Raw genomic sequence first — 26849 nt, 5'->3', positions numbered from 1 at the left:
GCCGCGCCGGCACCGGCCCCGGCCCGGGAAACCGACTCGGGAAGCCAGCCCGGGAAACCAGCCCGGGAAACCGACCCCAAACGGGCAGCTCACCCGAACCGGCCAAACCAGCCATGGGGGCCAGATCCACCGGATCGACACTTAACCAGTCGGTCACAGATCGTTCGTGATCACGCAACACCCCTGCGCCACAGTGGTGTGCATGACTGACCGTAACCCCGCCTCCGCCCAGCGTCCCCACCGCCACCACTGGCGCCGTGACCTCGTCGAACTCGCCGCCCTGTTCTGCGCCGTCGCGGTCGCCGACGGCATCGCCAACCTCGTCGCCCACGGCCCCAGGGGCCCCGTCCTGCTGGTGGCCTCGGCCGTCGCACTGCTGGTCACAGCGGCGTTCCACACCTGGTGGGCACGCCGCCACAGCCACGCGCCGCCGCCGGACCCGGCCCACCCCGACCCGGGCGGCAAGACCGCGACGCCCGCCACCACGACGACGAGGACCACGGCCACGACGGCCACCACGACCGCGGCCGCCCTGTGGCGGATGCGCACGACGGTACGGGACGAGCCCGGCAGCCTGGCCGCGCTCTGCTCGGCCCTCGCCCACAACGGCGTGGACATCCTCACCCTCCAGACCCACCCGCTGCCCGAAGGCGGCACCGTCGACGAGTTCCTGCTCCGCGCCCCTCAGGAGCTGCCCTCCGCCGACCTGACCCGGGCCATCGCCGGCGCGGGCGGCCGCAGTACCTGGATCGAGCGCGCCGACGCCCACGACCTGGTCGACACCCCGACCCGGGTACTGGGCCTCGCCACCCGCACCGCCCTGGACGCCGCCGAACTCCCCCTGGCCCTGCGCCAGCTGCTCGGTCGCTGCACCATCCACTCCATCCCCGCGACCACCCTCTCCGGCCGCCCCAACGCGGGCGCCGACGCCCCGGTCGAGGGGGTCCTGGAGGCGACGGTGATGCGGCTGCGCGACCCGTCGGGCGGGGCCATCACCGTCGAACGCCCCTACCTGCCCTTCACCCCCACCGAGTTCGCCCGAGCCCGGGCCCTCGTCGAACTCGACGCGCGCCTGGGCCCGCGCGTACCGCGCAGCCAGGACGTACTGACGCTGCCCGAGGGCAACGAGATCACCGTGCGCCGTGCCGACGGCTCCGACCGGGCCGCCGCCCGCGCCATGCACGACCGCTGCTCCGAGCGGACGCTGGGCCTGCGCTACCACGGCCCGGTCGCCGACGCCGACCGCTACCTGGGGCACCTGCTGAGCCCCCGCTTCGGCCGTACCCTCGCCGCCACCACCGCGTCCGGCAAGCTCGTCGCCCTCGGCCACCTGCTGTGGGACGGTGACGAGACCGAGGTGGCGCTGCTCATCGAGGACGACTGGCAACGCCGGGGCATCGGTTCCGAGCTGCTGCGCCGCCTCATCGCCATGGCCGTCGAAGCCGGCTGCGACAGCGTGTACGCCGTCACCCAGGCCGCCAACACCGGCATGGTCGCCGCGATGCGCGGCCTCGGCCTGCCCCTCGACTACCAGATCGAGGAGGGCACCCTGGTGATCACGGCGCGGCTGGACGCGACACCGGTCACCTCCCGGCTCCCGTACGAAGTCCCGCGCGAGCGGCCCGCGTACGAGACGCGCCACCGGGGCTGAGCGGCGGCGCGGCACCGCGTGGAGGCGGACCCTCGGCAACCCGGGTCCGCCTTCGGTCCGCCTTCCCCCGTAAGCAGGCCCAGAGCGAACGCTGATGACGCGGGGAGGTCCCCCGTACGAAGATGGCCGCATGTCAGACACCCTCCACAGTGACAGCGCCACCAGGCTTCCCCGCCAGGTCGCAGACGCGTACGTAGACGACCTGATCGCCCTCAACCCGGTCATCGGCACCTACCTCGGGGTCACCGCCAGCTCCGGCAAGCTCCCGGACTACTCCCCGGCCGGCCGCGCGGCCGTCGCCGACCTCGCCCGCGCCACCCTCGCGCGGCTCGACGCCGCCGAGCGGCTGCCCGGCGCGGACTCCGAAGCCGAGCGGCGCTGCGGCCGCCTGCTGCGCGAGCGCCTGACGGCGGAGCTCGCCGTATACGAGGCCGACGAGGACCTGTGCACGGTCAGCAACATCCACTCCCCGGCGCACGAGGTCCGCGAGGTCTTCACCCTGACCCCGGCCGAGACCGACGAGGACTGGGCCGCGATCGCCCAGCGCCTGCGCGCGGTTCCCGAGGCCTTCGCCGGCTACCGCGAGAGCCTGGCGCTCGGCCTGGAGCGCGGTCTGTACGCCGGCCCCCGCGCGACCGCCACCTTCGTCGGCCAGCTCACCACCTGGGCGGGCCAGGACACCGACGGCGAGCGGGACTTCTTCGGTGACTTCGTCACCGCCGGCCCCGAGACCCGGCGCGCCGAGCTGGACAAGGCCGCGGCCGGGGCCACCGCCGCCGTCATGGAGCTGCGCGACTGGATGCGCGACGTGTACGCCCCGTCCGTGGAGGGCCGCCCGGACACCGTGGGCCGCGAGCGCTACGCCCGCTGGGCGCGCTACTTCAACGGCGCCGACCTGGACCTGGACGAGGCCTACGCGTACGGCTGGGCGGAGTTCCACCGGTTGCTGGCCGAGATGAAGGCGGAGGCGGCCAAGATCCTTCCGGGCGCCGGCCCCTGGGAGGCCCTCAAGCACCTCGACGAGCACGGCACCCACATCGAGGGCGTCGAGGAGGTGCAGGCCTGGCTCCAGGGCATCATGGACGAGGCCATCGAGAACCTCGACGGAACCCACTTCGAACTCGCCGAGCGGGTCAAGAAGGTGGAGTCCATGATCGCCCCTTCGGGCGGCGCGGCGGCTCCGTACTACACCAGCCCCTCCGAGGACTTCTCGCGCCCGGGACGCACCTGGCTGCCGACCATGGGCCAGACCCGGTTCCCGGTGTACGACCTGGTCTCCACCTGGTACCACGAGGGGGTTCCGGGCCACCACCTCCAGCTCGCCCAGTGGACGCACGTGGCGGACCGGCTCTCCCGCTACCAGGCGAGCGTCGGCATGGTCAGCGCGAACAGCGAGGGCTGGGCCCTGTACGCGGAGCGGCTGATGGACGAACTCGGCTACCTGCGGGACGCCGAGCAGCGGCTGGGTTACCTGGACTGCCAGATGATGCGCGCCGCGCGGGTCATCGTGGACATCGGCATGCACCTGGGCCTGGAGATCCCGGCGGACTCGCCGTTCCACCCGGGCGAGCGCTGGACGGTGGAGCTGGCGCAGGAGTTCTTCGGCCTGCACAGCGGCCGGCCGGCGGACTTCATCGAGAGCGAGCTGACGCGCTACCTGTCGATGCCGGGGCAGGCGATCGGCTACAAGCTGGGCGAGCGTGCCTGGCTGCTGGGCCGGGACAACGCGCGCGCCGCGCACGGCGACTCCTTCGACCTGAAGGCGTGGCACATGGCGGCGCTGTCGCAGGGCTCGCTCGGCCTGGACGCGCTGGTGGAGGAGCTGTCGAGGCTCTGACCGGAGCCGGCCCGTACGGACGGGCCGCTCGCCTCCCCCGTGGGGCGAGCGGCCCGCCGCTCGGGGCCGTCCGGCCACCGCTGCGGCGTCAACGGCCGTGGTGTTTCAGCCCGGTCGGCGGTCTCAGCAGCCGCAGTCGTCGGAGTCGGTCGGCGCGGTCAGCGGGTCGGCGACGGCGCGCTGCTCGCTGCCCTGCCAGGTCTCGACCTCGAAGCCCTCGCGGATCCAGTACTCGATGCCGCCGAGCATCTCCTTGACCCGGAAGCCCAGTTCGGCGAGGGCCAGGGCGGAGCGGGTGGCGCCGTTGCAGCCGGGCCCCCAGCAGTACGTCACCACCGGGACGTCCTTGTCCAGGAGCCGCTCGGCCTGCTCGGGGATGAGCGCGGTGGGCAGGTGGATCGCACCGGGCACGCGGGCCTGGTCCCAGGAGGGCGTGGAGCGGGAGTCGATGAGCTGGAAGCCCAGTTCGGCGCCCTGCTCCCGGTGGGTCTTGAAGGCGGCGGCGACGTCGGACACGTCCGCGTGGAAGGCGAGGCTCGCCGAGAAGTAGGCGGCGGCCGCGGCCGGACTGGCCGGGGGCACCCGGAGCACGGGGTTGGCGGGGGCTGCAGTGGAGGCAGGGGCTGCGGTTGCGGTGGGCTGGACCTGGGTCGTCGTCATGGCTCAGAATCTACGAGCTACCCGAAGGCCCCGGAAGTGGATTTCCCCGGCCTTCCCCGTGTTCCACCGGGGAATCCCCTGCTATACAGGCGCCATGAGCGACCATTCCCCCGACGCCACCGACTGGCGGATCTTGCAGGCCCTCCAGGCCGACGGTCGCGCCAGCTTCGCGGATCTGGCCCGTACCGTCTCGATGTCCGCCAGCGCCGTCACCGAACGCGTGCGGCGGCTGGAGGAAGCCGGCGTCATCACCGGCTACACCGCCGTGGTGGACCCGGAGAAGCTCGGCAAGTCCATCCTCGCGCTGATCCGGCTGCGCTACCCGCACGGCAACTACAAGCCGTTCCACGACCTGTTGGAGGCGGCCCCCGAGATCCTGGAGGCGCACCACGTGACCGGTGACGACTGCTTCGTCCTCAAGGTCGCGGCACGCTCGATGTCGCACCTGGAGGAGGTCGCCGGCCGGATCTCCGGCCTCGGCCCGGTCACCACCAGCATCGTCTACTCCTCTCCGCTCCCCCGCAGGCCGCTGAGTCCGTGAGGCGTGGGCAGCGGGCAGCGGGCGGCGGGCAGCGGTTCAGCCCGCCGGACTCCCCACCCGGTGGCGCACCACCGAGCCGCCGCGCTGCTTGACGACCTCCAGCTGGGCCTGGACCCGGGTCCGCAGGTCGGCGACGTGGCTCACGATGCCGACGCTGCGGTCCCGTTCGCGCAGGGAGTCCAGTACGTCGAGCACCTCGTCCAGGGCCTGGTCGTCGAGGCTGCCGAAGCCCTCGTCGATGAAGAGGGTGTCGAGGCGCATGCCGCCCGCCTCGTCGGTCACCACGTCGGCCAGTCCCAGCGCGAGGGCGAGCGAGGCGAAGAAGGTCTCACCGCCGGACAGGGTGGCGGTGTCCCGCTCGGTTCCCGTCCAGGCGTCCACGACGTGCAGCCCGAGGCCGGAGCGGCCCCGGCCGCCCGCCCGCGCGTCGGAGTGGACCAGGGTGTAGCGGCCGCCGGACATGCGCAGCAGCCGTACCGTCGCCGCGGCCGCGACCTGCTCCAGGCGCGCGGCCAGTACGTACGACTCCAGTCGCATCTTGCGCTCGTTGTCGGCGGAGGTGCCCGCGGTGAGTCCGGCCAGCCGGGCCACCCGGTCGTACTCCTCGCGCAACGGGCCCAGGGCGCGCAGTTCCTGGTCCGCCCGCTGTGAGAGCCGGTCCAGTTCGGCGCAGCTGACGCGGGCGGCGTCGACGGCCGAGCCGGCTTCCCTCAGTTTCGCCGCCGCCGCGGCCGCGTACTCCTCGGCGCCTTGCGGATCGGCGGGCGGGAGCGCGGCCGCCGCCGTGGTGTCGTGCTCGGCGTGCCGGTCGGCCAGCATGGCTTCCTCGGCCTGCCAGGCGTCCAACCTGTGCTGGAGGGCGGTGCGTTCGTACTCCGGCAGCACCGCGTCGGCCGCCGCCCCGGTGGTGTCGAACCCGGCCTTGAACGCCGCGTCGGCCAGCTGGTCGTCGGCCTCCTTGAGCCGGGCGGCGGTGGCGTCGGCGCGGCGCAGCGCGGCGGCGGCCGCGGTGACGATCCGGACCCGGTCCTCCAGCACCCTGGCCCGGGCCGCGACACTGGGCGCGTCGCCCCGCACGAGGGCCAGCTCGGCCTCCAGCGCGGCCTGTTCCCGGTCCAGGGCCTCCCGTCGCGAGGCCCTGGCGGCGGCCCGGCGTTCGGCGTCGAGCCGGTCGGCGCTGCGCGCGGCGTACTCGCGCTCGGCGCGGGCCAGCCGCTCCCGGGCGGTGTGCAGCCCTGCCGCATCCGCGTGGGCGGCGGCGTGGCGGGCGCTCAGGTCGGAGGTCAGCGCGAGGAGTTCGGCGGTGGTGGCGTCCCTGGCGGCGGCCGCGGCTTCGGCCTCGGCCTCCCGGACCGCGGCCAGCTTCCGTTCGGCGGCGCCGCGCCGCTCCTCGGCCTGCTCGAAGCGGGCGTGGGCGGCGTCCTCGGCGGCCCGGTCGACGTGTCCGGGGGCCGGACGCGCGGGGAGCGGGTGCTCCGCCGACCCGCACACCTTGCAGGGCTCCCCCGCCACCAGGGCGGCGGCCAGTTCGGCGGCGATCCCGCTGAGCCGGGCCTCCTTCAGCTCCAGCCAGTCCTCCCGCGCGGCGGCGGACTCCTCGCGCAGCCGCAGCAGTGCGGCGTCGGCGACTTCGGCGTCGGCGGCGAGGGCGTCGCGCCGCCGGGCGGCGTTCAGGTGCAGCCGTGCGGGCTCCAGCCGGGCCGCGAGCTGTTCGGCGAGGGTGGCGGCCTGCTGGGCGGCTTCCACCCGGCCGGCCAGCTCGGCGCGGGTGCCCTCCCAGCGGGCGAGCCACTCGGCGGACTCCTGACGCTGCTCCTCGTCGTCGCGGGACTCCCGGTCCAGCGTGGCGCGCTCGCGGCTGATCCCGGCGCTGCGCTGCTCGGCCCGCTGGGCGGCTCCGACGGCGCCGAGTTCCTCACGCAGCCGCTGCTCGGTGGCGGCGAGCTGCTCGGCTCCGGCTTCGGCGAGGGCGGGCGGGAGTTCGGCGAGGGCGAGCGTCTGCGCGTGGGCGGCGGTCAGGTGCGCGGCGGCGGCGGCCCCGCGCAGTTCCAGGGCGGGGGCCACGAGGGCTCCCCGGCGGGCCCGGTCGAGCAGGGCGCGCACCCGCTCCCTTTCAGGCGCGGCGGCTTCGAGCAGGGCGGCCCGGCGGGCGGTCTCCGCGTGACGGCGCTGCAACCGGTCGAGTTCCCGCGCCTCCTCGGCGGCCCGCCGGGCGGCCGCGTACCGGCTCTCCACGGCGGCCAGCGCGTACTCCGCGACGGTGAGCCGCTCCCGGGCGGCGCAGCGGGCGACGGCCGCCCAGGCACGGACGGCGTCGGCGAGTCCGGGTTCGCCCGGCTGGTGGCGGGGCATCGGCCAGCCGCGCAGGTCGGCGCTGTCGCCCGCGGCCTGGGCGATGCGCTGGGCGACACCGAGCACCTTCTCGTCGCCGGCCCGCACCTTGGCCTCGGCCGCCCGGCGCCGCTCGGCGAGCAGGGTCTCGACGGCGGCGAAGCGGCGGGTGTCGAAGAGGCGCCCGAGGAGCCGCCCGCGGGCTTCGGCGCCGGCGCGCAGGAACTGGGCGAACTCGCCCTGCGGCAAGAGCACGACCTGGCAGAACTGTTCGCGGCTCATGCCGAGCAGCTGCTCGATCTCCTCGCCGATCTCCTGGTGGGAGCGGCTGAGCCCCTGCCAGACGCCGTCGACGCGTTCGCGCAGCCGGCTCTGGGCGCGGTCCTTGGTCGTGCCGCTGCCGCGCTTCTTGGGCCGGTCCTGCTCGGGCCGCCGGGTGATCTCCAGGCGGCGTCCGCCCGCGGTGAGTTCGAGGGTGACTTCGGTCGCGGTGCCGGGGGCGGCGTGGTCGCTGCGCAGGCTGGTGAGGTGGGGGAGGCGGGAGCCGGGCACGGCCCCGTAGAGCGCGAAGCAGACGGCGTCGAGGACGGAGGTCTTGCCCGCTCCGGTGGGTCCGTGGAGCAGGAAGATCCCGGCGCCGGAGAGGGCGTCGAAGTCGATCTCCTGGGGCTCGGCGAACGGCCCGAAGGCGGTGACCTGGAGCCGGTGCAGCCTCATCGGAGGGTCTCCTGGACCACGGCCCGGGTGCGTACGTCGTCGAAGGCGCCGCGCAGCACGGCCCGTTCGTCGTCGTCGGCGTGGCCGCCGCCGCGGACGTGCGCGACGAAGTCCTCGGCGATCTCCTGGTCGGTGCGGCCCCTCAGGCGCTGCGCGTAGGAGGCCGCGCCGTCCTCCTCGCGGCCTTCGGGGTCGAAGGCGAGGCTCAGGACGTGCGGGAAGCGGGCGGCGAGGCGGGCCATGGGGTCCTGGGGCCGGACGGGGTCGGTGAGGGTGGCTTCGATCCAGCGGTCCTCGTGGGCGTCGAGGGCCGGGTCCTCCAGCAACTCCTCCAGCCGCCCGCGCAGGCGCCCGAGGGCGCGCGGTACGGGGGTGTCGATCCGTTCGGTGGTGACGAGTTCCCCGGCCGGCCCGAGTTCGACCAGCCACATCGTCTTGCGGTGGTCGGCCTCGGAGAAGGAGTAGGCGAGCGGGGAACCCGAGTAGCGCACCCGTTCGTTGATCTTCTGGCAGCCGTGGAGGTGGCCGAGGGCGGCGTAGTCGACCCCGTCGAAGACGGCCGCGGGCACGGCCTCCACTCCGCCGACGGTGATGTCGCGCTCGCTGTCGCTGGCCTGTCCGCCGGTGACGAAGGCGTGGGCGAGGACGATGGAACGGGTCCCGGGGGCCCGGTCGGCCAGGTCGGCGCGCACCCGGTCCATGGCCGCGCCCAGCACCGCTTCGTGGCTGACCTTCGGCGCGCCGAGGGCCTCCTTCACCAGGGCCGGCTCCAGATAGGGCAGCCCGTACAACGCCACATCCCCGTGTACGTCGGCCAGCACCACGGGGTCCGCACAGCCGGCGGGATCGGTCCTGAGGAATATCCCGGCCCCCTCGATCAGCCCGGCCCCGACCCCCAGACGGCGGGCGGAGTCGTGGTTCCCGGAGATCATCACCGTGGGCACGCCGAGGGCGGCGAGCCGGTGCAGGGCCCGGTCGTACAGTTCGACGGCGGCCAGCGGGGGCACGGCCCGGTCGTAGACGTCCCCGGCGACGAGGACGGCGTCGACCCGGTGCTCTTCGACGGTCGCGACGAGGTGGTCGATGAAGGCGGCCTGGGCGCCGAGCACGTTGACGCGGTGGAAGGACCGCCCGAGGTGCCAGTCGGAGGTGTGCAGAAACTTCACTCGCCGGCCTCGCCGCGCATGCCCGTCCCCCTGGTCGTCCTCCGGCCCACTGCCCCCTCTACGCTAACCCGTCGCGGGGGCCGCCACGGCCGCTCCGCCGAGACCGGGGATGCGGCTCAGGGCGCGTACGTCTCTCCGCCCAGGGTGAGGGTGGCGCTGCCCGCGGTGCTGTCGGCCAGCCAGGCCTCGAAGGCGGGGAGGTCGGCTTCCGGAAGGGCGACCTCGATCTCCACGGCGGAGCCGTAGCGCAGGTCGACGACGGTCCGGCCGGTGGAGCGCAGGTCGTTTTGGGTCTTGTCGGCCCGCTGGTGGTCGACGGTGACGGTGGCCAGCCGGTAGCGGCGCCGGGTGACGGTGCCGAGCGCGTCGAGCGCTTCGCCGACCACCCCTCCGTAGGCCCTGATCAGCCCGCCCGCGCCGAGCTTGACCCCGCCGTAGTAGCGGGTGACCACGGCGACGGCGTACCGGATGTCGCGCCGCGTCAGCATCTGCAGCATCGGCACCCCTGCGGTGCCGCCGGGCTCGCCGTCGTCACTGGCCTTCTGGACGGAGGCGTCGGCGCCGATCACGTAGGCGAAGCAGTTGTGGGTGGCGGTGGGGTGCTCCTTGCGGACGCGCGCGATGAACTCCTGGGCCTCCTGCTCCGTCGCGGCGGGCGCGAGCGAGCACAGGAACCTCGAGCGGTTGATCTCCGCCTCGTGCACGCCCTCCCGGGCCACCGTCACGTACTGGTCTGCCTTCACCGCTCCACCCTAAGCGGTGGCCCGGAACCGGCCGACCGGCCGGCCACGGGGCGGCCGGGCAGCCGAAATGCGGCCGCCATCGGGGCGATCTACGGTGAACGCATCCGGCCCCACCGAACGCGGGAAGGGGAAATCCATGTTTTTGCTTCCCGGCAAGGACACGACGCGCGGCGGAACGCGGCGGCGGCTCCTCCTCCTGGCGCCCGCGGTCCTACTGGCTTCCCAAGCGGTCCTGCCGATCGGCGGTCGAGTTGCGGGTGTGACCCAGGCCCACGCCGCCGAGCACGCCGCGGTCCCGGCCGCGGTGACGGTTGCGGCTCGGCCCGATTACGAGCAGCTCGCCCTCGACACCCTCGGCGAAGTGACACGGGGCGACTTCACCGCCGTCTCGGCCCGCTTCGACGAAGCCCTTCGCGGACAGGCCACTGCGGAGTTCCTCGCGAAGTCCTGGAACGACTACCAGAAGACGTTCGGTCGCTTCGAGTCGCACGGGGACCCGAAACAGGTCGCGTCCGGCAATGGGAACGTGGTCGATGTCCCGCTGCACATGGCGAAGCAGCCGGGGACTTTCCGCGTCACCTTCAACACGGACGGACAGATCGTGGGCCTGTTCTTCCTGCGCACGGGAGTTCCGGTCCCGTAGCGGGGGAATCGGACACCTGCCCTCTCCGTTGATCCCTTCGCGCGGGCCGTCACGAGCCGGTCCGGCGGGCGACAGGAGGCGGTGCGCGTGTACGGCGACCAGGAGACCATCCGCAGGATCCTCACCGAAGCCGGGGACACCTGGGCCGTGGTGGGCCTGTCCAACAACGAGCGGCGGGCGGCCTACGGGGTGGCGCGGGTGCTCCAGCGGTTCGGGAAGCGGGTGGTTCCCGTACATCCCAAGGCGGAGACGGTGCACGGCGAGCCCGGGTACGCCTCGCTGGCGGACATCCCGTTCGCGGTCGACGTGGTCGACGTCTTCGTCAACAGCTCCCTCGCCGGAGCGGTCGCCGACGAGGCGGTGGCGGTCGGCGCGAGCGCCGTCTGGTTCCAGCTCGGGGTGATCGACGAGGCGGCCTGGGCGCGGACGCGCGAGGCGGGTCTGCTGATGGTGATGGACCGCTGCCCCGCCATCGAGATCCCCGCCCTGTAGCGACGGCCGTCAGTGCGAGGGCGGCTGCTCGTGCCCGCTGACCGGCGGGATCGAGACCGCCATCGTCATCTCCATCGGCTCCGCGCCTTCGTTGCGGTACTCGTGCGGGACGTTCGCCTCGAAGGAGACCGCCCCGCCCTGCGGCACCTCGTAGGGTTCGCCGTCGACGGTGAGGGTGAGCCGTCCGGCCGTGACGTGCAGCATCTCCAGGGTCCCGGCCGGGTGCGGGTCCGACCCGGTGCCCTCGCCGGGCTCCAGCCGGTACGCCCACACCTCCAGCGGGCCGCGCCGGTCGTCGCCGAGCAGCATGGTCGCACCGCTGCCGCCGGCCGTGGACCACATCCGCACCCCCTGACCGGGCTCCACCACGTGCACCCGCGGGCCGCGGTCGCGGTCCAGCAGGGTGGTGATGCTGACGCCGAGGGCGTCGGCCAGCTTGACCGTGGTGCCGACGCTGGGGTTCGTCCGGGCCTGCTCGATCTGGATGATCATCCCCCGGCTCACGCCCGCCCGCGCCGCCAGCGCTTCGAGGGTGAAACCGCGTTCACCGCGCCAGCGCCGGAGGTTCCGGCCGAGCGCCTGAGTGAGCTGTTCCAGGTCCGACACCATTCCCCCAGCTTCGGCGTCCCACGTCACGGCGTCCAATATTTTGGATGACGCAGTCCAGCAGACTGAACTGCGGTGTGGTGTACTCGACGTTGCACCCCACCGTTCAAGACACTGTACTGCGAGGCTCCCGCATGACCGTCATCTTCGCCCTGGCGACAGCCCTGCTGTGGGGCCTCGCCGATTTCGGCGGCGGGCTGCTGACGCGCCGCATACCGGCGCTGACCGTGGTGGTGGTCTCGCAGGTCGTCGCCGTCGTGGTGCTCGGTTCCGTGGTCCTCGTCACCGGGGCCTGGCGGGAGGCGGGGCCGCAGCTGTGGTTCGCGGTCGCCGCCGGGCTCGTCGGTCCGGTCGCGATGCTCAGCTTCTACAAGGCGCTGGCCCTCGGCCCGATGGGCGTGGTGTCCCCGCTCGGCTCGCTCGGCGTGATCGTCCCCGTCGGGGCCGGGCTGGCACTGGGCGAGCGCCCGGGCCCCGGGCAGTTCGCCGGGATCGCGGTGGCCGTCCTCGGGATCATCCTGGCCGGCGGCCCGGAACTGCGCGGAGCCCCGGTACAGCGCCGGGCCGTCCTGCTCACCCTGCTCGCGGCCTTCGGCTTCGGCGCGGTGATGGCCCTGATCTCCGAGGCCTCGCACACGGTCACGGGGCTCTTCCTGGCCCTGTTCGTGCAGCGCGTGACCAACGTGGCCGCGGGCGGCACGGCCCTGTGGGTCCAGGTGCGGCGGGGAACTCCCGCACTTGCGCAGGGCAGCGGCGCGCGGCTCCTGGGGGGGCTCCTGCCGGCGCTGGCCTTCGTGGGTCTCGCGGACGTCGCGGCGAACGGCACGTACTCCGTCGCCGCGCAGAGCGGCCCGGTCACGGTGGCCGCCGTGCTCTCCTCGCTCTACCCGGTGGTCACCGCGCTCGCCGCCTTCGCCGTCCTCAAGGAGCGCCTGCGTACGGTCCAGGCCGCCGGCGCCGGCCTCGCCCTCGCGGGCACCGTCCTGCTCGCCGCCGGTTAGGCCGGGTCCGGGCTGAGCTGACCGGCCTCGGCCTCGGCCTCGGCCGCCGCCAGCGCGGCCAGGCCGCGCAGTTGCTCCGGAGTGATGCCGTCCGCGATCGGGACCGGCGCCGGGGTGCGCAGCGGCGGCTGCCAGCCCGTCTCGGGCTCCCACCGCCGCACGATGCGCGCCGGGGCCCCCGCCACCACCGCGTGGTCGGGTACCTCGCCCCGCACGACGGCCCCCGCCGCCACGACGACGTTGCGGCCCAGCCGCGCCCCGGGCAGGATCACGGCCCCGGTGCCCAGCCAGCAGCCCGGGCCGATCTCCACCGGCGAACTGCGGGGCCACTGCCTGCCGACCGGCTCGTGCGGGTCGTCGTAGCTGTGATTGGTGGAGGTGATGTACACGCCCGGTCCGCAGAAGGTGTCGTCGCCGATGCTGATCCGGGTGTCGGCTATCACGTGGCTGCCGCGGCCGAGGACCACCCCGTTGCCGAGCACGAGCACCGGGTCCGGGCCGAGGTCCAGGTCGGGCATCATCCCGGCCGTCAAGGTGACCTGCTCGGCGATGATGCAGTGTTCGCCGAGCCGGATCCACTGCTCACCGAATACGGTGCCCTGCGGGAAGGCGAGCCGGGTCCCGTCCCCGATGGCGCCGAAGCGCAGCCGGCCGGGCGTCTCGGCGGTCACGGCGCCGGCCTGTTGCATCCAGCGCCACCCGGCCTGGACGACGCGGTTGGCCACGCGGCGGCGCAGGGATGAGAACGTGTTCTGGTTCTTCGGCACCGGGCAACCGTAGCGTGCCGCGTGCCGGAACCGCGCCGTGATCTTCACCCCATCGCCGGGGGCCGCGGGCGGGTGTCCTACCGTGCTGTGAGCGCGGCACCGGTGGAGAACAGGGAACGAGGGAACAGAACATGACACAGCAGGCGGCCCGGGCACTCGTGGCGGGCGTGGGCGGCAAGCAGCCGGCCGTCGATCCGTCGGCCTTCACCGCGCCCACCTCCGTGGTGGTGGGCGACGTCACCCTCGGCGCCCGCTCCAGCATCTGGTACTCGGCGGTGCTGCGCGCCGACTGCGGTCCGATCGCCCTGGGCGCCGACAGCAACGTGCAGGACAACTGCACCGTCCATGTGGACCCCGGGTTCCCGGTCACCATCGGGGAGCGCGTCTCCATCGGCCACAACGCCGTCGTGCACGGCTGCACCGTCGAGGACGACTGTCTGATCGGCATGGGCGCGACCGTGCTGAACGGCGCGGTGATCGGCGCCGGTTCGCTGGTGGCGGCGCAGGCGCTGGTCCCGCAGGGCATGGTGGTCCCGCCCGGCTCGTTGGTCGCGGGGGTACCCGCCAAGGTGCGGCGGGAGCTGACGCAGGAGGAGCGCGAGGGCATCCGGGTCAACGCACAGATGTACACCCGGCTCGCCGACCAGCACCGCGCCTCGGTGGGCCCGCAGGAGTAGCCGGGCGCATCGACGGCAGCGAGGCGTGTCGATCACGCCCTGGTGACGGGTCCGCGTTCACCCGGCGGCCGGCCCCCGCCCACCGCGCCCCCGGGCTCGTCACCGGGGCGGGACGTCGGCCCGGCCGACTCGTCGTCGGTCTCAGTCCGAGACCGACGCCGGGGCCGGAGCGGCAGCGGGCTCGTTCTCGGCCTCGCGTGCCGCGGCCGCCGCCTTGCGCATCCGCACGCGCAGCACCAGGGTCACCGCGAGGCCGATCAGCAGGGCCGCCACCAGCGCCAGCCACGAGAACCGCTTGAGCCACGGCTCGGCGACGATCCCGACGGTGTAGATGACGGCGGTCGTACCGCCCGCCCAGAGGATCCCGCCGAGCACGTTGGCGATCAGGAACTTCCAGTACGGCATGCGCAGCACGCCGGCCAGCGGTCCGGCGAAGATCCTCAGCAGGGCCACGAACCGCCCGAAGAAGACGGCCCACATGCCCCACTTCTCGAAGGAGCGTTCCGCCAGGGCCACGTGCTGCGGCCCGAAGTGCTTGGGGAAGCGCCGGCCGAGCCGCTCCAGCAGCGGCTTGCCGCCCCGCCGCCCGATCGCGTACCCGATGGAGTCGCCGACGATGGCACCCGCGATGGCGCACGACCCCAGCACGACCGGGTCGATGTGCCCCTGCTGTGACGCCAGCAGGGCGGCGCTGACCAGGATGATCTCACCGGGCAGCGGAACGCCCAGGCTCTCCAGCCCGATGACCAGCCCCACCAGGAGATAGACGCTGACCGCCGGGATCGTCTCCAGCCATTCCTGGATGTGCACCGGTACGTCCTCCAGAGTCGTCTCCGGCGCGCCCCCTGTGACACGCCGAACAAGCAGCCTATCGGCTCGCCACGACAGCCTCCCCGCTCAGTGACGGTTCCCGCGGTGAACGGCCGGCGTACACCTCGCGGCCGGCGTACGCCTAGAGGCCGGCGTGCACCTCGCGGGCGGCGCTATCCGCACCCGGGTGCGCCGCTGCGGGTCCCCGGACGGACAGCGCCGGTACCGCCCGGCGCCTAGGCGTTGGGCCGCAGCGTCCAGACGACGGTCATTTCCCCGGTCACGGCCTCGTCCTCGCGCTGGATGGCGACGGTGACGGGGAACTCGGGGCGGCCACCCGCGTCGAGTTCCGCGACGACCTCGGCGGCCGGGCGGCCGAGGGTGGCGGTGGCGGTGACGACGCCCTTGGCGAGCTTCTTGTAGCCGATCTCGGCCTTGACGGCGAGCGGCACGGCGCGCGAGAGCTGGTCCCCGAAGGCGGCCAGGACGATGGCGCCGCTCGCGGACTCGGCCAGGGTGAACATCGCCCCCGCGTGCGGACCGCCGACGTGGTTGTGGAAGTCGGGCTGGTCGGGCAGCCGGACGACGGCGCGCTCGGGGGTCGTCTCCAGGAACTGGAGGTTCAGGGTGCGGGCCATCGGCACGGTCGCGGCGAGCAGTTCGCCCACGTTCATCTGTTCTGCGCTCATGGCACGCGATGTTACCCACGAGTAAGACCGGTTGGCCAGACCCGATGAGGGGGCGGCCGTGGCTACCGTCACCCCCTCCCACTATCGTTACCGGCCATGTGGCCAGGACAGCAGCAGCCTCCCGGGGGACAGCCGAACCCCCAGGACGCGCAACAGAACCCGTACCAGCAGCAGCCGGGACAGCCGAACCCGTACCAGCAGCAGCCGCAGCCGGGATTCGGTGAGCCGCAGCCCGGTTACGGATACCCGCAGGCGGGCTACCAGACGCCGCCGCCCACCCAGCCGTGGGGGCAGCCCCCGACGGTGACGCAGTCGGCGGCCCGCGCCAGGAGCCCGTACTCCACCAAGACGGTGGCCATCGTCGCCGCCGCCGCGGTGGTCGTGACCGCGGCCGCCACCGGGACCTTCGTCCTCACCCGGGACAAGAAGACGGTCCAGGCCAACGACAAGCCGGCCGCCGCCTCGTCGCCGCCCGCCGCCAAGTCGGCCGCCCCGCCCGCCCCGACCGGGAACCCGCGCGCCGGAGGCGACGTCAAGCCGGTCGTCCCCGGCTGGAAGGTCGTCATCAACCCGCTGCACGGCACCGCCTTCGACGTGCCGCCGGACTGGACGGTCGCCAGCTCGGGCCTCAGCAGCGGCTTCGAGGACGCGAAGAAAGGCGACGGCTCCCCGCTCGTCACGATGAGCGCACCCGCCTTCTACAAGCAGGACTGGTGCAAGGTCGACTCCAACAAGGACGGCAAGGAGGAGACGACCGAGCTGGCCGGCACCGGCGCCAAGGGCGCCCAGGGCGCCAAGGACACCGCCGAAGCCGCGCGGATCGCCGCCGAGAACTGGGTGTACGCCGCTTACGCCCAGGACTCCCCGAACCCGAAGGAGACGGTCAAGTCCACCGACGCCAAGGACTTCACGACCCTCTCCGGCCTCAAGGGCAGCTTCTCCACGGCCACCGCCACCGGCCTGCCGAAGAAGAGCAAGTGCGACTCGGACGGCAAGAGCATCGCCTTCGCCTACAAGATCGCCAACGGTGACTTCGCAGTCTGGGTGCTCTACGCGGCCGCGGGCGTTCCCGGCGAGGTCTCCAAGGAGACGTACGAGAAGATCATGAGCTCGGTCCGCCTGACCGGGAGCTGATCGCCCCTCCCCCGCCCCCCGGACCGGTAATCCGTTTGGTTTCCCGGCCCGGGGCGGGCGATAGTCCCCGGGTGAGTCCTCCCCCCGCCACCCCCTCCCGCACACCCGCCACCCGCCGTCGGCCCGCGTGGGCCGGCCGCAATTACACCCTGCTGACCGGCGCCGCCGTCGTCACCAACCTCGGCAGCCACGGGGCGCTCATCGCCGCCGCCTTCGCGGTACTCGACGCCGGCGGGAGCGCGGGGGACGTCGGCCTGGTGGCGGCGGCCCGCACCCTGCCGCTCGTCCTCTTCCTGCTGATCGGCGGCGCGCTGGCCGACCGGCTGCCGCGGCACCGGGTGATGGTCGCGGCCAACGCCCTCAACTGCCTCTCCCAGGCCGCCTTCGCCGCGCTCGTCCTGTCCGGCGATCCGCGACTGTGGCAGATGATGCTGCTCACCGCCCTCTGCGGTACGGGTACCGCCTTCTTCAACCCGGCCGCCGAGGGAATGCTGCTGTCGAGCGTCTCGGGCGAGCACGCGAACCGCGCCTTCGCCCTGTTCCGGATGGCGATGAACGGCGCGGGCATCGGCGGCGCCGCCCTGGGCGGCGCCATGATCGCCGCGATCGGCCCGGGCTGGGTGCTGGCCGTGGACGCCGCGGCCTTCGCCCTCGCCGGTGCGCTACGGACCTTCCTGCGCGTCGGCCACATCGCCGAGCGGGCTCCCGGCGGAGGCCTGCTGGCCGATCTGCGCGAAGGCTGGGTCGAGTTCAGGAGCCGCTCCTGGCTGTGGCGGATCGTGCTCCAGTTCTCCGTGGTCGTCGCCGTCGTGGCCGCGGCCGAGGCGGTCTACGGGCCCCTGGTCGCCCGGGACCGGCTGGGCGGGCCCGCCCCCTGGGGCGTGGCCCTGGCCTTCTTCGGCGTGGGCACGATCGGCGGGGCCGTCCTGATGACCCTGTGGAAGCCGCGCCGGCTGCTGCTGGTCGGCACGCTGTGCGTGTTCCCGATGGCGCTTCCGTCGGCGGCGCTGGCGGTGCCGCTGCCGACCTGGGGGCTGTGCGCGGTGATGCTGGTCAGCGGTGTGGCCATCGAGGTGTTCGGCGTGAACTGGATGACGACCCTGCACCAGGAGATACCGGAGGACAAGTTCTCCCGCGTCTCGGCGTACGACTGGTTCGGCTCGGTGTCGATGGTCCCGCTGGCCACCGCCCTGGCAGGCCCGGCCGAGACGGCCTTCGGCCGCACCCGGGCGCTGTGGGGCTGCGCGACGCTCGTGGTCCTCGCCACCGCGGTGGTCCTCGCCGCGCCGGACGTCCGCCGCCTGACCCGCCGCCCGGCACCGTCCCCTCCGCCGGCCCCCTCCCCCGCCGCCCCTTCGCCGGCTGCCGAGCCCGCCGCCGTGTGAAGCCGGGCCGGGGTGGTCAGCCGACGCTGAACGCCCCCGCCGGGGGCTCCGGCGATGCCACGGCCTGCGCGTCCGGCACCACGGCCGCGCCCCGTACGAGCCGGTCCAGGGCCGCGCCCGCCTCCACGCGGGCCGGGAACGCGTCGGCCGCGCAGCGCCGGGCCAGGGCGGCCACCGGGATCTCCCGGTCCGAGGCCACGAGCACCGCGTTGCCGAACCTGCGGCCCCGCAGCACCCCCGGCTCCGCGATCAGCGCCAGCTCCGCGAACACCGCCCCGAAGTTCGCCAACTGCCCCCGCAGGAAACCGAACGGGGCCCCGTCCGCCAGGTTCGCCACGTAAAGCCCGCCGGGCCGCAGCACCCGCGCCGCCTCCCGCGCGTACTCCAGCGAGGTCAGCTGGGCCGGGACCCGCGAGCCCCCGAAGACGTCGGCGACCACCACGTCGGCGCTCGCCCCGGTGGCACCCTCCAGCCAGGCCCGCGCATCGGCGGCGTGCACCGTGATCCGGGCCTCCTCGCCCCACGGCAGGTGTTCCGCCACCAGCTCCACCAGGCCCGCGTCGAACTCCACCACCTGCTGGCGGGAGCCCGGCCGGGTCGCGGCGGCGTACCGCGGGAGCGTCAGGGCGCCCCCGCCGAGGTGCAGCAGGTCCAGCGGCGCCCCCGGTTCAGCGGCGCAGTCCAGGACGTGCGCGAGGCGGCGTACGTACTCGAACTCCAGGTGCTCGGGCTCGTCGAGGTCGACGTACGACTGCGGCGCCCCGTCGACGGTCAGCAGCCAGGCCCGCTCCCGGTCCACGTCCGGCATCAGCTTGGCGGCGCCCTGGCCCACGTCCCGGACCACCGGGATCTGCTCGTCGTTCACGACACCATTGTCAGGCCGCCCAGACGCGCGCCGCCTCGGCGGCGTGCGCCGCCGCCTGGGCCAGGCCGGCCCGGGCGGCCGGGTCGCGCCGCGCCGGATCCAGGACGTTGCGGCCGAAGGTCTTGCGGGCCTCGGCGGACGGAGTGATGAGCAGGACCTCCGCCCCGGCCTTCCGCAGCTGCCCGGCCTGCGCCGCGGGCGAGGGGATCAGTTTCGACCCGAGCGCCATCGGCGCGATGATCACCACCCGCTCGTATCCGGCGGCGAGGTCCGCGTTGGTCGCGGAACGGACGCCGCCGTCGATGTACCGCCGGCCGTCCACGGTCGCCGGCGGCCACACGCCCGGCACGGCGCAGCTCGCGGCGACCGCGTCCAGCAGTCCGGCCCCGCTGTGCCGGTCGAAGGCCGTCAGTTCGCCGGTCAGGGCGTCGACGGCGGTCACCACCAGCCGCCGCTCGGGCCACTCGCGGGAAACCAGCCGGGCTTCGAGCACCTCGCGCCGGTCCGCCTCGGGCACGGTGTCGGCGGCCAGCGCGAAGGCGCCGACCCGCCGGCGGTAGGCCGCGGCGTCCCGGGAGCGCAGCATGGTGACGGCGTACCGCGCGAAGGTGGCGGCTCCCAGCTTCGCCGCGGCCTCGCCGGCCGGGTCTCCGAGCTGGCGCTCGTACAGCTCCCTCGGGGTGAGCAGTCCGGAGGCGAGCTGGGCTCCGACCACCGAACCGGCCGAGGTGCCGACGACGAGGTCGGCGGTGGTCAGATCCGTACCCGCAGCGGCCAGGCCGCACAGGATCCCGGCCTCCCAACCGACTCCGGTGAGTCCGCCGCCGCCGAGTACCAGTGCCGTCCTGCCGCCCATCGCCGCCCGCCCCTCGTCACCTCACGAACCCTGTGGTGACGGCAGTCTGCCCCAGCCCCGCCACCGCCACCGCACCGGGTCATCGATGCGGCCCCGGTCCCGCAGGGCCCGGTTCCCGTGCGGGCGATCAGGGATCGCCCGCACAGGACCCGCTAGCCGACCGAGGTGACCGTCCCCGCGCCGACCGTGCGCCCGCCCTCGCGGATCGCGAAGCCCAGCCCGGCCTCCAGGGGCACGTCACGGCCCAGCTCGACGGTCATGGTGACCGTCTCCCCCGGCCGGGCCACCCCCACGGCGCCCAGGTCGACGTCCCCGACGACGTCCGCGGTCCGGATGTAGAACTGGGGCCGGTACCCGGAGGCCACCGGCGTCGTCCTGCCGCCCTCCCGGGCGGAGAGCACGTACACCTGGGCGGTGAAGCGGCGGCTCGGCTCGACGCTGCCGGGCGCCGCGACCACGTGCCCGCGGCGCACCCCCTCGCGCGGCACCCCGCGCAGCAGCAGCGCGACGTTGTCACCCGCCTCGGCCAGCTCCATCGGCTTGCCGAAGGTCTCCAGCCCGGTGACCACGGTCAGGGCCGGCTCCCCGTCGCCGCCGAGCACGCTCACCCGGTCGCCCACGCGTACGCTGCCGCGCTCGACGGCGCCGGTGACGACCGTCCCGCGCCCGGTGATGGTCAGTACGTTCTCCACCGGCAGCAGGAACGGCGCGTCCGTGTACCGCACGGGCATCGGCACGTACGTGTCCACCGCGTCCAGCAGCGCCTCGACGGCCGCGGTCCAGCGCGGGTCGCCTTCCAGCGCCCCGAGCCCGGAGACCCGTACGACGGGCGCCGCGTCGCCGCCGTAGCCGCGGGCGTCGAGCAGCTCGCGGACCTCCAGTTCGACGAGGTCGGTGAGCTCCGGGTCCCCGGCGTCGGCCTTGTTGAGGGCCACCACGATGTGGTTGACGCCGACTTGGCGGGCGAGCAGCACGTGCTCGGCGGTCTGCGGCATGACTCCGTCGAGAGCGGAGACGACGAGGATCGCGCCGTCGAGCTGGGCCGCGCCGGTCACCATGTTCTTGACGTAGTCCGCGTGGCCGGGCATGTCGACGTGCGCGTAGTGGCGGGTGTCGGTCTCGTACTCGACGTGCGTGAGGTTGATGGTGATCCCGCGCCGGGCCTCCTCGGGGGCCCGGTCGATGCGGTCGAAGGGCACGAAGGAGGCTCCGCCGCGCTCGGCGAGGACCTTGGTGATGGCGGCGGTGAGGGTCGTCTTGCCGTGGTCGACGTGGCCCATGGTGCCGATGTTGAGGTGCGGCTTGGTGCGTACGAAGGCCGTCTTGGCCATGATGTCTTCCCGTATGTCGTGAAGCCGGTACGGGACCCCTGGAGCGGACCGACCCTCCCCCTGTGGGGTCCGCCGGACGTTCCGGGAAGGGTCAGCTTCGTGCGCCGTCGAATGCGGCGAAGGGGAATGCCTCTGCGAGGACGGCAGCCTTCGGCGCGTCCGCGACTGCGGACGGCGCTGCGGGGAAGGCGTACCGGGACATGCACCTGATCCTGCCTCAGCGCCCGCGCGCCGTCGAACGGTTTTTCCGTGGTGGTCCGGCGGGTGCGCGACGTGGTCTTCGTCACTGCCGGTGCCGGGCTCGGCCCGGTGGCCGCGTGGGGGTCGGGCGCCGTTCGTCCGCGCGGGAGGCGGAGGTCGGCGCCGCGCCCGACGGGTCGGTTAGTCTCCCGGGATGTCCCTCCTCCTCGCGCCGTGGGCCCGGCTGTCGCTGCTCGTCCTGCTGCTCGCGGCGGGGGGCGTGGGCGTGCTGCTGTACGAGCCCCAGCGCCTGCTGTCGCAGGGCCTGCCCCCCGGCCTCCCGGTGGGTACGGCGGCGCTGCTGTTCGCGACGGTGTACGGACTGTGCACGGCGGCGTTCGTCCCGAGGCCGCTGCTGAACCTGGCTGCGGGGGCGGTACTGGGTTCCCCGCTGGGCCTGCTCGCGGCGGTCGCGGGCACGGTCGTCGGCGCCGGGATCTCCTTCGGCCTGGGCCGGGCGCTGGGCCGCAGCGCCCTGCGGCCCCTGGTGCGCGGCCGCTGGCTGCGCGCCGCCGACGGGCAGCTCGGCCGGCACGGCTTCCGCTCGATGCTCGCGATCCGCGTCTTCCCGGGTGTCCCCTTCGCGGCAGCCAACTACTGCGCGGCGGTGTCCCGCTGCGGCTGGCTGCCCTTCCTCTGCGCGACCGCGCTGGGCACGGTGCCCAACACCGCCGCGTACGTGATCGCCGGGGCGAGCGCCTCTTCCCCGGATTCGCCGGCGTTCCTCGTCTCCTTCGGCTTCATCGGGGTGTCCGGGGTGGTCGCGGCCGCGGTCGCCTGGCGCAAACGGCACCGCCTCGCGGCCCCTCCCGCGCCGGTGCCGACGCACGGGCTCACGCCCCAGCACCCCCCTGTGGTCAGCGGCGTTCCCCACGGGCCCTAGCATCGGACGCGACCTTCCCGACGATCACAAGGACGAGCGCACCCCGACATGAGCTGGTTCGAATCCCTAATCCTCGGTCTCGTCCAGGGGCTTACGGAGTTCCTCCCGATCTCCTCCAGCGCCCACCTCCGGCTGACCGCGGCATTCGCCGGCTGGCAGGACCCGGGCGCGGCCTTCACCGCGATCACCCAGATCGGCACCGAGGCCGCCGTGCTGATCTACTTCCGCAAGGACATCGCGCGGATCGTCTCCGCCTGGTTCCGTTCGCTCTTCGACAAGTCGTTGCGCTCGGACCAGGACGCCAAGATGGGCTGGCTGGTGATCGTCGGCTCGATCCCGATCGGTGTGCTGGGCGTCACGCTCAAGGACGCGATCGAGGGCCCGTTCCGTGATCTGCGGCTGACGGCCGCCACGCTCATCGTGATGGGTGTCGTGCTCGGCATCGCCGACCGGCTGGCGGCGCGCGACGAGGAGGGCGGTCGCCACCGCGCCGTCCGCGAGCGCAAGACGCTCAGGGAACTCGGGGTCAGGGACGGTCTGATCTTCGGTGTCTGCCAGGCGATGGCGCTGGTGCCGGGTGTTTCCCGCTCCGGTGCGACGATCTCCGGCGGTCTGCTGATGGGCTTCACCCGTGAGGCCGCGGCGCGTTACTCCTTCCTCCTCGCCATCCCCGCGGTACTGGCCTCGGGCGGCATGGAGTTGAAGTCGCTGGGCGAGGGCCAGGTGTCCTGGGGTCCTACGGTGTTCGCCACGGTCATCGCCTTCGTCGTCGGTTACGTGGTGATCGCCTGGTTCATGAAGTTCATCTCCAGCAAGAGCTTCATGCCCTTCGTGGTGTACCGCATCCTGCTGGGCATCGCCCTGATCGTCTTGATCAGCATGAACGTGCTGAGCCCGCACGCGGGCGAATCGGCCGGGTAAATCACCGTTTCGCGTGAATCGGAGGCCGTCCGGGAACGTTCCCGGACGGCCTCCGCGTCGTTGTGCCTGTAAAGAGCTGAGAGAAGCGAAGGCGAATTGCAGGGGGTGTCCCATGCGCCGAGTGGTGTTGGAGCGCTTTCCGGCCGGGAGTCCGCGGGGAAGCTGGCCGGCCGAGGAGTACGCGGCCCAGCGGATGCGCGAGGGCGTGCAGGCCGAAGTGGTGATGGACCTGGACAGTGACGCGTTCCTGGTGGTCGTGCGCCAGCGGGAGGTGCATTCCGGCCGCTGACGCCTCGGCGGCGATCAAGTCCGCGCACGCCCCTTGGCCTCGCGGGCGGACGCCCGCACACTGACCCGATGACGCAGCGTGTGGACCTCGCGACGGTGTTGGACCGGCTGGCGATCGACGAGGTGGTGTCGAGGTACGCGGTGGCCGTGGACGACGGCGACTGGGAGGCCTACCGGGCCCTGTTCACCCCGGCCGGGCGGGCGGACTACCGGTCGGCGGGCGGGGTGGAGGGTTCGGCGGCCGAGGTCGCGGACTGGCTGGCACGGACCATGACGCTGTTCCCCGTGCGCCAGCACCTGATCGTCAACCGGCTGGTCCGGCTGGAGGTCACCGACGGCGCGCCCGGTGACACGGCGCAGGTGGGGGCCGACTTCCTCAACCCCATGCGGCTGGCCGACACCGGCTCCGACCCCGCGGTCACCACCCCGAACTTCGCGGCCGCGGGCCGCTACGCCTTCGACCTGGCCCGGACCCGTGATGGGTGGCGGCTCTCCGGGGTAACCGTGCACGAGAAGTGGCGGTACCCGGCGGGCTGATGCGGCCCGGCCGTCCCACACTGGAAGCGGAGGCGCCCATGGCCCGGGAGTTCGACGGATGGTGGCGTGCGGCTGCCGCAGCCGGTGCGGGAGCGCTGCCCGCGCTCGCCTTTCCCGCTCCGGCGCTCTGGTGGTTCGCCTACGTGGCCCTCGTGCCGTGGCTGCTGCTGCTGAGGTCCGCCCCGACCGGGCGGCGCGCCGCCCTGGAAGGCTGGCTCGGCGGCACGGGGTTCGTCTTCGCCGTCCACCACTGGCTGCTGCCGAGCCTGCACGTGTTCCTGTTCCTGCTGGCCGCGCTGCTCGGGGCGCTGTGGATCCCCTGGGCGCTGCTCGTGCGGGAGCTTCTCGGCGGGGTCGCGGCGGGCGGTCGCGCGGCCGCCGCGCTGGTGCTCCTGCCGGCGGGGTGGCTGCTGCCGGAGCTGGTCCGGTCCTGGCAGGGGCTGGGCGGGCCCTGGGGGTTGCTGGGGGCCAGCCAGTGGCAGGTACCGCCCGCGCTGGTGCTGGCGTCGGTGGGCGGGGTGTGGCTGGTGAGCCTGCTGGTGGTGGCGGTGAACTGTGCGCTGGTGATGCTGGCCGCGGTGCCGGGGGCGCGGGCTGCGGCGGTGGCCGGCGTGGCGGGGTGCGCGCTGCTGACGGGGGCGGTGTGGCTGTGGGTGCCGCGACCGGAGGTATCGGGCGGGCTGCGGGTGGCCGTCGTACAGCCGGGTCCGGTCGGGGACGGGCCGGACAGTACGGAGCGGCGGTTCGCGGCCGGGGAGCGGCTGACCCGGGAGCTGGCCGGGGCGCCGTCCGGCCGGGGCCCGGAGCTGGTGGTGTGGGGCGAGAGCAGCGTCGGGGAGGACCTGGCGGAGCGGCCGGACCTGGCCCGGCGCCTGGCGGCGCTGTCCGCGCAGGTGGGCGCCCCGCTGCTGGTCAACGTCGACGCTCGGCGCAGTGACCGGCCCGGGATATACAAGAGCTCCGTCCTGATCGGCCCGGACGGGCCGACCGGCGAGCGGTACGACAAGATGCGTCTGGTGCCGTTCGGGGAGTACATACCGGCGCGGGCCCTGCTCGGCTGGGCCACCTCGGTCGGCAAGGCGGCGGGCGAGGACCGGATGCGCGGTGACGCCCCGGCCCTGATGGACCTGCCGGACCGGCCCGGGGTGCGGCTGGGCCCGCTGATCTGCTTCGAGTCCGCCTTCCCCGACATGAGCCGGCGCCTGACCCGCGACGGGGCCGCGCTGCTCGTCACCCAGTCGGCGACCTCCAGCTTCCAGGACAGCTGGGCCCCGGCCCAGCACGCTTCGCTCGCCGCCCTGCGCGCCGCCGAGGACGGCCGCCCGGTGGTGCACGCCACCTTGACGGGGATCAGCGAGGTCCACGGCCCTTCCGGGGAGCGGATCGGGCCGGCCCTGCCCACGTCGGCGAGTACGGCGGCCGTGTACGAGGTTCCGCTCGCCCGGGGCACGACGCTGTACGTGCGGTTCGGGAACTGGCCGGTGGGTGCGGGCCTCGCCGCCCTGGCCGCGTACTGCGCGGCCAGGGCGGCGCGTTCGCTCAGGAGGCCTGCTCCAGAGCCGAGCGCACCACCCGCTCGCACAGTTCATGGGTGAGCAGTGCGTCCCGGGCGCTCGGGACCCGGCCGGCGCCGACGGCTTCCAGGAAGGCGTCCACGACCTGTTCGATGCCGCGCTGGCGGGCGACCGGCACCCAGTCGCCGCGCCGGCGCACGGTCGGCTGGCCGCGGTGGTCGATGACCTCGGCGAGGTTGACGACCTGCCGCTTGGTGTCCTGCCCGGACACCTCCAGGATCTCCTCGGTGGAGCCGGAGAGGCGGTTCATGACGCCGAGGGCGGTGAATCCGTCGCCGGACAGCTGGAGGACCACCTGGTGCATCAGCCCCTCGCGCACCACCGCGCGCACGTCGATGTGGTCGGCCTCGCCGGGAAGCAGGAAGCGCAGGGTGTCGACGACGTGGATGAAGTCGTCCAGGACCAGGGTGCGCGGGTCCTCGGGCAGGCCGATCCGGTTCTTCTGCATGATGATCAGGTCGCGGGGGTGGTCGGCGCACTGCGCGTAGCCGGGCGCGTATCGGCGGTTGAAGCCGACGGCGAGGCCGACCCCGCGCGCCTCGGCCAGTTCGACGAGAGCCCGGGACTCGTCCAGCTCGTAGGCCAGGGGCTTGTCGACGTACGTCGGTACGCCCGCCTCCAGCAGCCGGGTCACGATCTCGGGGTGGGCCGCGGTGGGCGCGTGGACGAATGCCGCGTCGAGCCCCTGGGCGATGAGCGCGTCGAGGCCGGTGTGCCGTTGTCCGGCGGGGACGTGGTGCGCGTCGCCGATCCGCCGCAGCGTGGCGGGGGTTCGGGTCTGCAGGTGCAGCTCGACCCCGGGCCGGGTGGTGAGGACGGGCAGGTACGCCTTCTGGGCGATGTCGCCGAGTCCGATGACGCCGACCTTCACCGGGTACCTCCTGGTTGCTTCCTTGTGGGACGCTCGCAGCTTAATCCCTGGTGACAGGGGCCGCGTTCGCCGAAGATGGGCACCATGACCAGTTCTGGATCACACCGTGACGAGCCCTCCACCACCGCGAACGAGCGGGAGATGCTGGACGGCTGGCTCGACTACCACCGCTCCACGCTCGCCTGGAAGTGCGAGGGCCTGGGGGACGCGCAGCTGCGCAGCACTCCGCTGCTTCCCTCCGAGCTGAGCCTGCTGGGGCTCGTACGCCACATGGCGGAGGTGGAACGGTACTGGTTCCGGGAGATCATGCTGGGCGCGGACCTGCCGGAGCTGTACTCCACGCGCGAAGACCCGGACGGGGACTTCCACTTCACCGACGACGACTCCTGGGCGGAGTCCGAGGAGGTCTGGCAGACGGAGGTCGAGCTGGCCCGGCAGGCCGCCGCCGGCCGTCCCCTGGACCTGCTGTCGGATCCCGGGAGCCACCACCGCGGCGAGGTGTTCAGCCTGCGCTGGGTCTACAACCACATGATCGAGGAGTACGCGCGCCACAACGGCCACGCGGATCTGCTGCGCGAGCACATCGACGGCGCCACCGGCGAGTAGGGCCCGGATGGCCGGCGTCAACCTGCG

Annotated in this window: 27 protein-coding genes; 15 read left to right on the top strand and 12 right to left on the bottom strand. The window is 73.7% G+C overall.

Going from position 1 to position 26849, the window contains the following annotated elements:
• The first annotated feature begins 202 nt into the window (after positions 1 to 202).
• Together OG861_RS26680 and OG861_RS26675 are read left to right on the top strand one after the other, a co-directional pair.
• Positions 203 to 1651, top strand: coding sequence for a GNAT family N-acetyltransferase (locus tag OG861_RS26680; protein ID WP_329193328.1), 1449 nt, complete (start codon positions 203 to 205; stop codon positions 1649 to 1651).
• Positions 1652 to 1781: 130 nt separating this feature from the next.
• The gene (locus OG861_RS26675) at positions 1782 to 3488 is read left to right on the top strand and encodes a DUF885 domain-containing protein (protein ID WP_329193330.1); all 1707 of its coding nucleotides are present in this window, start codon (positions 1782 to 1784) and stop codon (positions 3486 to 3488) included.
• A gap of 123 nt (positions 3489 to 3611) precedes the next feature.
• Here OG861_RS26675 and OG861_RS26670 read toward each other — a convergent pair whose 3' ends face one another.
• Positions 3612 to 4148, bottom strand: a complete 537-nt coding sequence (locus OG861_RS26670; RefSeq protein ID WP_329193333.1) for a rhodanese-like domain-containing protein — start codon at positions 4146 to 4148, stop codon at positions 3612 to 3614.
• A gap of 94 nt (positions 4149 to 4242) precedes the next feature.
• On the opposite strand from OG861_RS26670, the gene OG861_RS26665 reads away from it, so the two are divergent.
• The gene (locus OG861_RS26665; RefSeq protein WP_329193335.1) at positions 4243 to 4689 is read left to right on the top strand and encodes an Lrp/AsnC family transcriptional regulator; all 447 of its coding nucleotides are present in this window, start codon (positions 4243 to 4245) and stop codon (positions 4687 to 4689) included.
• Between the two features lie 36 nt (positions 4690 to 4725).
• Here the strand turns inward: OG861_RS26665 and OG861_RS26660 are convergent, their stop codons facing one another.
• The 3 genes from OG861_RS26660 to OG861_RS26650 all read right to left on the bottom strand — a co-directional run bounded on the left by OG861_RS26660 (position 4726) and on the right by OG861_RS26650 (position 9646).
• On the bottom strand, positions 4726 to 7737 hold the full coding sequence (locus OG861_RS26660) for an SMC family ATPase (RefSeq protein WP_329193337.1): 3012 nt from the start codon (positions 7735 to 7737) through the stop codon (positions 4726 to 4728).
• A complete protein-coding gene (locus OG861_RS26655; RefSeq protein WP_329193339.1) occupies positions 7734 to 8903 on the bottom strand; it encodes an exonuclease SbcCD subunit D in 1170 nt (389 codons plus the stop codon). The genes OG861_RS26660 and OG861_RS26655 overlap by 4 nt, the downstream gene beginning before the upstream one ends.
• Before the next feature lie 116 nt (positions 8904 to 9019).
• Complete coding sequence (locus OG861_RS26650) at positions 9020 to 9646, bottom strand: YigZ family protein (protein WP_329193341.1); 627 nt, start codon at positions 9644 to 9646, stop codon at positions 9020 to 9022.
• Positions 9647 to 9782: 136 nt separating this feature from the next.
• Between OG861_RS26650 and OG861_RS26645 the strand changes: the two genes are divergently transcribed.
• Both OG861_RS26645 and OG861_RS26640 read left to right on the top strand, forming a co-directional pair.
• Entirely contained in the window at positions 9783 to 10289 is a 507-nt protein-coding gene (locus tag OG861_RS26645; protein ID WP_330261874.1) for a DUF3887 domain-containing protein, read from the top strand.
• A gap of 87 nt (positions 10290 to 10376) precedes the next feature.
• Positions 10377 to 10781, top strand: a complete 405-nt coding sequence (locus tag OG861_RS26640) for a CoA-binding protein (protein ID WP_329193345.1) — start codon at positions 10377 to 10379, stop codon at positions 10779 to 10781.
• Between the two features lie 9 nt (positions 10782 to 10790).
• Here OG861_RS26640 and OG861_RS26635 read toward each other — a convergent pair whose 3' ends face one another.
• A complete protein-coding gene (locus tag OG861_RS26635) occupies positions 10791 to 11387 on the bottom strand; it encodes an XRE family transcriptional regulator (protein ID WP_329202009.1) in 597 nt (198 codons plus the stop codon).
• Between the two features lie 134 nt (positions 11388 to 11521).
• Here OG861_RS26635 and OG861_RS26630 point away from each other — a divergent pair, with 134 nt between their 5' ends.
• Positions 11522 to 12388, top strand: a complete 867-nt coding sequence (locus OG861_RS26630) for a DMT family transporter (RefSeq protein ID WP_329193347.1) — start codon at positions 11522 to 11524, stop codon at positions 12386 to 12388.
• Here OG861_RS26630 and OG861_RS26625 read toward each other — a convergent pair.
• Positions 12385 to 13155, bottom strand: coding sequence for an acyltransferase (locus tag OG861_RS26625; RefSeq protein ID WP_329193349.1), 771 nt, complete (start codon positions 13153 to 13155; stop codon positions 12385 to 12387). The two genes, OG861_RS26630 and OG861_RS26625, sit on opposite strands and share 4 nt — an antisense overlap.
• Positions 13156 to 13286: 131 nt before the next feature.
• On the opposite strand from OG861_RS26625, the gene OG861_RS26620 reads away from it, so the two are divergent.
• The gene (locus OG861_RS26620) at positions 13287 to 13832 is read left to right on the top strand and encodes a gamma carbonic anhydrase family protein (protein WP_329193351.1); all 546 of its coding nucleotides are present in this window, start codon (positions 13287 to 13289) and stop codon (positions 13830 to 13832) included.
• 141 nt (positions 13833 to 13973) lie between these two features.
• On the opposite strand, the gene OG861_RS26615 is transcribed toward OG861_RS26620, so the two are convergent.
• Positions 13974 to 14642: a DedA family protein gene (locus OG861_RS26615; RefSeq protein ID WP_329193353.1), complete on the bottom strand. Its 669-nt coding sequence runs from the start codon at positions 14640 to 14642 to the stop codon at positions 13974 to 13976.
• Between the two features lie 236 nt (positions 14643 to 14878).
• Positions 14879 to 15331, bottom strand: coding sequence for a DUF4442 domain-containing protein (locus OG861_RS26610; RefSeq protein WP_329193355.1), 453 nt, complete (start codon positions 15329 to 15331; stop codon positions 14879 to 14881).
• 96 nt (positions 15332 to 15427) lie between these two features.
• On the opposite strand from OG861_RS26610, the gene OG861_RS26605 reads away from it, so the two are divergent.
• Together OG861_RS26605 and OG861_RS26600 are read left to right on the top strand one after the other, a co-directional pair.
• Positions 15428 to 16465: a hypothetical protein gene (locus tag OG861_RS26605; protein WP_329193357.1), complete on the top strand. Its 1038-nt coding sequence runs from the start codon at positions 15428 to 15430 to the stop codon at positions 16463 to 16465.
• A gap of 71 nt (positions 16466 to 16536) precedes the next feature.
• Positions 16537 to 17850 (top strand): MFS transporter, encoded by a 1314-nt coding sequence (locus OG861_RS26600; RefSeq protein WP_329193359.1) that lies wholly within the window; start codon positions 16537 to 16539, stop codon positions 17848 to 17850.
• 16 nt (positions 17851 to 17866) lie between these two features.
• Here the strand turns inward: OG861_RS26600 and OG861_RS26595 are convergent, their stop codons facing one another.
• From OG861_RS26595 to tuf, 3 genes are all read right to left on the bottom strand, one after another.
• Complete coding sequence (locus tag OG861_RS26595) at positions 17867 to 18658, bottom strand: spermidine synthase (protein WP_329202012.1); 792 nt, start codon at positions 18656 to 18658, stop codon at positions 17867 to 17869.
• A 67-nt stretch (positions 18659 to 18725) separates the two neighbouring features.
• The gene (locus OG861_RS26590) at positions 18726 to 19571 is read right to left on the bottom strand and encodes a patatin-like phospholipase family protein (protein ID WP_329193360.1); all 846 of its coding nucleotides are present in this window, start codon (positions 19569 to 19571) and stop codon (positions 18726 to 18728) included.
• Between the two features lie 152 nt (positions 19572 to 19723).
• Positions 19724 to 20902, bottom strand: coding sequence for an elongation factor Tu (gene tuf / locus OG861_RS26585; RefSeq protein ID WP_329193362.1), 1179 nt, complete (start codon positions 20900 to 20902; stop codon positions 19724 to 19726).
• A 394-nt stretch (positions 20903 to 21296) separates the two neighbouring features.
• On the opposite strand from tuf, the gene OG861_RS26580 reads away from it, so the two are divergent.
• The 5 genes from OG861_RS26580 to lnt all read left to right on the top strand — a co-directional run bounded on the left by OG861_RS26580 (position 21297) and on the right by lnt (position 25366).
• Positions 21297 to 22025 (top strand): TVP38/TMEM64 family protein, encoded by a 729-nt coding sequence (locus OG861_RS26580; protein ID WP_329193364.1) that lies wholly within the window; start codon positions 21297 to 21299, stop codon positions 22023 to 22025.
• A 48-nt stretch (positions 22026 to 22073) separates the two neighbouring features.
• Entirely contained in the window at positions 22074 to 22946 is an 873-nt protein-coding gene (locus OG861_RS26575) for an undecaprenyl-diphosphate phosphatase (protein WP_329193366.1), read from the top strand.
• A gap of 112 nt (positions 22947 to 23058) precedes the next feature.
• Positions 23059 to 23235, top strand: a complete 177-nt coding sequence (locus OG861_RS26570; RefSeq protein WP_329193368.1) for a hypothetical protein — start codon at positions 23059 to 23061, stop codon at positions 23233 to 23235.
• A gap of 68 nt (positions 23236 to 23303) precedes the next feature.
• The gene (locus tag OG861_RS26565; RefSeq protein WP_329193370.1) at positions 23304 to 23771 is read left to right on the top strand and encodes a nuclear transport factor 2 family protein; all 468 of its coding nucleotides are present in this window, start codon (positions 23304 to 23306) and stop codon (positions 23769 to 23771) included.
• Positions 23772 to 23809: 38 nt separating this feature from the next.
• Entirely contained in the window at positions 23810 to 25366 is a 1557-nt protein-coding gene (gene lnt / locus OG861_RS26560; protein WP_329193372.1) for an apolipoprotein N-acyltransferase, read from the top strand.
• Here lnt and OG861_RS26555 read toward each other — a convergent pair.
• The gene (locus OG861_RS26555; RefSeq protein ID WP_329193373.1) at positions 25311 to 26216 is read right to left on the bottom strand and encodes a Gfo/Idh/MocA family protein; all 906 of its coding nucleotides are present in this window, start codon (positions 26214 to 26216) and stop codon (positions 25311 to 25313) included. The genes lnt and OG861_RS26555 overlap by 56 nt on opposite strands.
• An 84-nt stretch (positions 26217 to 26300) precedes the next feature.
• Between OG861_RS26555 and OG861_RS26550 the strand changes: the two genes are divergently transcribed.
• Entirely contained in the window at positions 26301 to 26822 is a 522-nt protein-coding gene (locus tag OG861_RS26550) for a DinB family protein (RefSeq protein WP_329193374.1), read from the top strand.
• The last annotated feature ends 27 nt before the right edge of the window (positions 26823 to 26849 follow it).

It is taken from the genome of Streptomyces sp. NBC_00539 (assembly GCF_036346105.1).
Taxonomy (GTDB): Bacteria; Actinomycetota; Actinomycetes; order Streptomycetales; family Streptomycetaceae; genus Streptomyces.
This window is presented reverse-complemented; position numbering and strand designations above follow the sequence as displayed.

What these genes read in the sequence shown, in the direction of transcription:
- OG861_RS26680 (WP_329193328.1), top strand. Translation starts at nt 203, where the DNA reads ATGACTGACCGTAACCCCGCCTCCGCCCAGCGTCCCCACCGCCACCAC.
- OG861_RS26675 (WP_329193330.1), top strand. Translation starts at nt 1,782, where the DNA reads ATGTCAGACACCCTCCACAGTGACAGCGCCACCAGGCTTCCCCGCCAG.
- OG861_RS26670 (WP_329193333.1), bottom strand. Translation starts at nt 4,148, where the DNA reads ATGACGACGACCCAGGTCCAGCCCACCGCAACCGCAGCCCCTGCCTCC.
- OG861_RS26665 (WP_329193335.1), top strand. Translation starts at nt 4,243, where the DNA reads ATGAGCGACCATTCCCCCGACGCCACCGACTGGCGGATCTTGCAGGCC.
- OG861_RS26660 (WP_329193337.1), bottom strand. Translation starts at nt 7,737, where the DNA reads ATGAGGCTGCACCGGCTCCAGGTCACCGCCTTCGGGCCGTTCGCCGAG.
- OG861_RS26645 (WP_330261874.1), top strand. Translation starts at nt 9,783, where the DNA reads ATGTTTTTGCTTCCCGGCAAGGACACGACGCGCGGCGGAACGCGGCGG.
- OG861_RS26630 (WP_329193347.1), top strand. Translation starts at nt 11,522, where the DNA reads ATGACCGTCATCTTCGCCCTGGCGACAGCCCTGCTGTGGGGCCTCGCC.
- OG861_RS26620 (WP_329193351.1), top strand. Translation starts at nt 13,287, where the DNA reads ATGACACAGCAGGCGGCCCGGGCACTCGTGGCGGGCGTGGGCGGCAAG.
- OG861_RS26610 (WP_329193355.1), bottom strand. Translation starts at nt 15,331, where the DNA reads ATGAGCGCAGAACAGATGAACGTGGGCGAACTGCTCGCCGCGACCGTG.
- OG861_RS26605 (WP_329193357.1), top strand. Translation starts at nt 15,428, where the DNA reads ATGTGGCCAGGACAGCAGCAGCCTCCCGGGGGACAGCCGAACCCCCAG.
- OG861_RS26595 (WP_329202012.1), bottom strand. Translation starts at nt 18,658, where the DNA reads ATGCCGGACGTGGACCGGGAGCGGGCCTGGCTGCTGACCGTCGACGGG.
- OG861_RS26590 (WP_329193360.1), bottom strand. Translation starts at nt 19,571, where the DNA reads ATGGGCGGCAGGACGGCACTGGTACTCGGCGGCGGCGGACTCACCGGA.
- tuf (WP_329193362.1), bottom strand. Translation starts at nt 20,902, where the DNA reads ATGGCCAAGACGGCCTTCGTACGCACCAAGCCGCACCTCAACATCGGC.
- OG861_RS26580 (WP_329193364.1), top strand. Translation starts at nt 21,297, where the DNA reads ATGTCCCTCCTCCTCGCGCCGTGGGCCCGGCTGTCGCTGCTCGTCCTG.
- OG861_RS26575 (WP_329193366.1), top strand. Translation starts at nt 22,074, where the DNA reads ATGAGCTGGTTCGAATCCCTAATCCTCGGTCTCGTCCAGGGGCTTACG.
- OG861_RS26570 (WP_329193368.1), top strand. Translation starts at nt 23,059, where the DNA reads ATGCGCCGAGTGGTGTTGGAGCGCTTTCCGGCCGGGAGTCCGCGGGGA.
- OG861_RS26565 (WP_329193370.1), top strand. Translation starts at nt 23,304, where the DNA reads ATGACGCAGCGTGTGGACCTCGCGACGGTGTTGGACCGGCTGGCGATC.
- lnt (WP_329193372.1), top strand. Translation starts at nt 23,810, where the DNA reads ATGGCCCGGGAGTTCGACGGATGGTGGCGTGCGGCTGCCGCAGCCGGT.
- OG861_RS26550 (WP_329193374.1), top strand. Translation starts at nt 26,301, where the DNA reads ATGACCAGTTCTGGATCACACCGTGACGAGCCCTCCACCACCGCGAAC.